3 protein-coding genes are annotated in these 3,375 nt (G+C 71.8%); all 3 read right to left on the bottom strand.

The annotated features are described in order from the left end of the window. Positions 1-177 precede the first annotated feature (177 nt). Positions 178-1,161, bottom strand: a complete 984-nt coding sequence (locus tag IJH84_RS06575; RefSeq protein WP_295141517.1) for a class I SAM-dependent methyltransferase — start codon at positions 1,159-1,161, stop codon at positions 178-180. Between the two features lie 284 nt (positions 1,162-1,445). Further along, positions 1,446-2,228: an enoyl-CoA hydratase-related protein gene (locus IJH84_RS06570; protein ID WP_200070282.1), complete on the bottom strand. Its 783-nt coding sequence runs from the start codon at positions 2,226-2,228 to the stop codon at positions 1,446-1,448. Between the two features lie 158 nt (positions 2,229-2,386). Continuing rightward, positions 2,387-3,154 carry an ABC transporter ATP-binding protein gene (locus IJH84_RS06565; protein WP_200070409.1) on the bottom strand — a complete coding sequence of 256 codons (768 nt, stop codon included), beginning with the start codon at positions 3,152-3,154 and terminating at the stop codon, positions 2,387-2,389. Positions 3,155-3,375 lie beyond the last annotated feature (221 nt).

Raw genomic sequence — 3,375 nt, 5'->3', positions numbered from 1 at the left:
TCTAACCGGCCCGTGTTCCGCACCCGCGCCCGCGATGAGTGAACGGACCGTTCGCCCCAATAGATTGGGCGAAGGCGACCTTCACTCGGAACGTGCCGGGGTAGCCGACACGCCCGCGCGCGACGTGTCGTCGCGGAGCGAAGGGGGCGTTCGTCCGGGGTCGAGCGAAGGAGTCCGTCAACCGGGCTCGAAGGCGGCGGTGGAATCCGGTTTCCTGCCGGTGATCAGCACGTTGTAGAACAGGTCGCGCGGCAGCAGCTTCGCCAGCAGGTTCGCGTCCACCCAGGACAGCTGCTGCCAGGCGCGGTAGGCGAACATGCTCCAAGCCCGGCCGAGCTTGTCCGCGGCCACGGCGGCTTCGAAGGTGCGCACCGGCCAGCCGAACACCGCGGCCGACAGCTCCTCGGTCGTGGCCCGCACGTCCGCCGCGCCCGCGCCGAGTGCCATCCGCTCCAGCTCGGACGGCACGAACGTGTGCACGTCCACTACCGCCTCCAAAGCCGCGGCCCGGGACGACTCGTCCGGCTCCGGCCGCACGCGGTGCCAAGACGGCGCCAGCTTGGTGGCGTTCGCGGTCAGCCACCACGTCAGCCGCCCGAGCCGACGCGCGTAGAAATCTCCGATGCGCGTCGGGTCGCCCGCGAACACGAACCGGCCGCCGGGTTTGAGCACTCGCAGCACTTCGCGCATCGCCGCGGGCACGTCCGGGACGTGGTGCAGCACGGCGTGCCCGACCACGAGGTCGAAGCCCTCGTCGCCGTACGGGATCCACTCGGCGTCGCAGACCCGGCCGTCCACGCTCAGCCCGAGCGAGGCCGCGTTGCGCAGCGCGACCTCGACCATGCCGGGGGACAGATCGGTGATCGAGCCGCGTTCGGCGATGCCGCCCTGCATCAGGTTCAGCAGGAAGAAGCCGGTGCCGCAGCCCAGTTCCAGCGCGTGCCGGTGCGCGCCGGTGCCGCCGGTGGCCGCGCGGAACCGGCCGACCGCGTAGTCCACGCAGCGCCGGTCGTAGGAGATCGACCACTTCTCGTCGTAGGTGCGTGCTTCCCAGTCGTGGTAGAGCACGTTGGCGAGTTTCGGGTCGGCGCCCGCCGCTCGTACCTCTCCGGCGGTGGCGTGCGGGTGCGGCGTCGGATCGCGCGGGGCTTCGGTGCTCACGTGTGCGTCCTCCCGCGGCGGCCGCGGCGATGGGTGGCTCGAGCCATGGTGCTGCTTGCGCGGCCCGAGCCGCCATTCGCGAAGTGCGCGACCTGCTGTTGCGAAGGGCGCAGCTGCTATTGCGAAGGGCACAGCTGCTATTGCGAAGGGCGCAGCCGATTCCGACGCGCGTTCCGGCCGTGGTGAGCCTTCTTCGTGACCGAACTCCGCCGACGGCTACCCGAAGGCCGCGGCATCGTGGACGTACTCGGGCGGGCCGGGCGACCCCGGCCCGCCACTTCCGGTCACCGGCCGGTGAACTCGGCCTTGCCCGGCCCGTTCTCCACGAACGAACGCATCCCGGTCTTCTGGTCCTCGGTGGCGAACAACGCGGTGAACACCTGGGTCTCCAGCTGCAGCCCGGTCTCCAGGTCCACCTCGAGCCCGCGGTCGACGGCCGTCTTGGCCGCGGCCAGCGCACGCGCCGGACCGTTCGCGAACTGCTCCACCCAGCGCTGCGCGGCCGGGTACACGTCGTCGGCGGGCACCACCTCGTCGACCAGGCCGATCCGCAGCGCCTCGTCGGAGCGGACGAACCGGCCGGTGTAGATGAGGTCCTTGGCCTTGCTCGGCCCGATCAGCCGGGCCAGCCGCTGGGTGCCGCCCGCGCCGGGGATCACGCCGAGCTGGATCTCCGGCTGCCCGACCTTGGCGTTGTCGCCGAGGACCCGGCGGTCGCAGCTCAGCGCCAGCTCCAGGCCGCCGCCGAGGGCGTAGCCGGTGATCGCGGCGACCGTCGGTTTCGGGATGGCCCCGATCGCGCTCATCGCCGCGGACAGGCCGTGCTGCTCCTTGGTGGCCATGTCCGCGTAGGACTTCTCGGCCATCTCCTTGATGTCGGCACCGGCGGCGAAGACCTTCTCGCCACCGTGCACGATCACGGCGCGGACATCGGAGCGCTCGGTGGCCTCGGCCGCGGCTTCCTTGAGTTCGGTCTCGATCTGCTGGTTCAGCGCGTTCATCGGCGGCCGGTCCAGCCGGATGGTGCCGATCGCGCCTGCTGCTTCGAACCGGACGAATTCGCCCACGCCGCAACCTCCTCGTCGAACTGCTGCTCGCGGGGAGGCTATCCCGCTGACCACGACAGCGTCAGTGTCATCGATCTCAATCGGCCGCCCGGCCGTCGCGAACGGACCGCTGGGCCCACTGGGTTGGGCGAAGAGCCCGTTCACTCGGCGAGAAGCGCTCAGGCGCGCCTGCGGGCGAAGTAGCGGTCGCCGCTGCGCTGCAGCTCCAAGTCCTGGTCGAAGGTCTTGGACAGGTTGTCCTCGGTGAGCACGTCTTCCAGCAGCCCCTGGGCGACCACCGCGCCGTCGCGGATCATCAGGCCGTGCGTGAAGCCCGGCGGGATCTCCTCGACGTGGTGGGTGACCAGCACCGATGCTGGGGCGTCCGGATCCATCGCGAGCGCGGACAGCCGCCCGACGAGGTCCTCCCGGCCGCCGAGGTCGAGGCCGGCGGCGGGCTCGTCCAGCAGCAGCAGCTCCGGATCGGTCATCAGGGCGCGGGAGATCAGCACGCGCTTGCGCTCGCCCTCGGAGAGCGTGCCGAAGCTGCGCTCGGCCAGGTGCGCGACGCCGAGCAGGTCCAGCAGTTCCGCCGCCCGCTCGGTGTCCATCGCGTCGTACTCCTCGCGCCAGCGGCCCACGACCGAGTAGCCGGCGCTGACCACGACGTCGCGCACCTGCTCGTCGCCGGGCATCCGGCCGGCCAGCGCCGCCGAGCACAGGCCGATGCGCGGGCGCAGCTCGAAAACGTTGGTGCGGCCCAGCCGTTCGCCGAGCACGTCCACGGTGCCCTGCGACGGATGGCCCTCGGCGCCCGCGAGCTTGAGCAGCGTGGTCTTGCCCGCGCCGTTGGGGCCGAGCACGACCCACCGCTCGTCGAGCTCCACCGACCAGTCCACGTCGGACACCAGCGCGGTGCCGCCCCGTCGGACCCCGACGCCGTCCATCCGGATGACCAGGTCGTCCACGTCCACCTCCAGCCGTTCGCCGGCCGCTACGCTCCAGCGCCGTTCGGACCGCCCGGCGGTCCCCTCCGGGTGAACATTCTTCCGGTTCGGCGCTGCGTGCTCGCGGCGGGGCCGTGCGGTGCGCGGCGGCGCGCGGGAGCCGGTCACCGGCCGGGCTCAGCGGCGGCTACGTGTGTTGGACGTGCGTGAACCGATCGGCC

Origin of the sequence: Saccharopolyspora sp. (genome assembly GCF_017434145.1) — a bacterium.
GTDB classification, from domain to species: domain Bacteria; phylum Actinomycetota; class Actinomycetes; order Mycobacteriales; family Pseudonocardiaceae; genus Saccharopolyspora_C; species Saccharopolyspora_C galaxeae.
The sequence above is the reverse complement of the archived record's forward strand: the minus strand, read 5'-3'. Positions and strand labels throughout refer to the sequence as shown.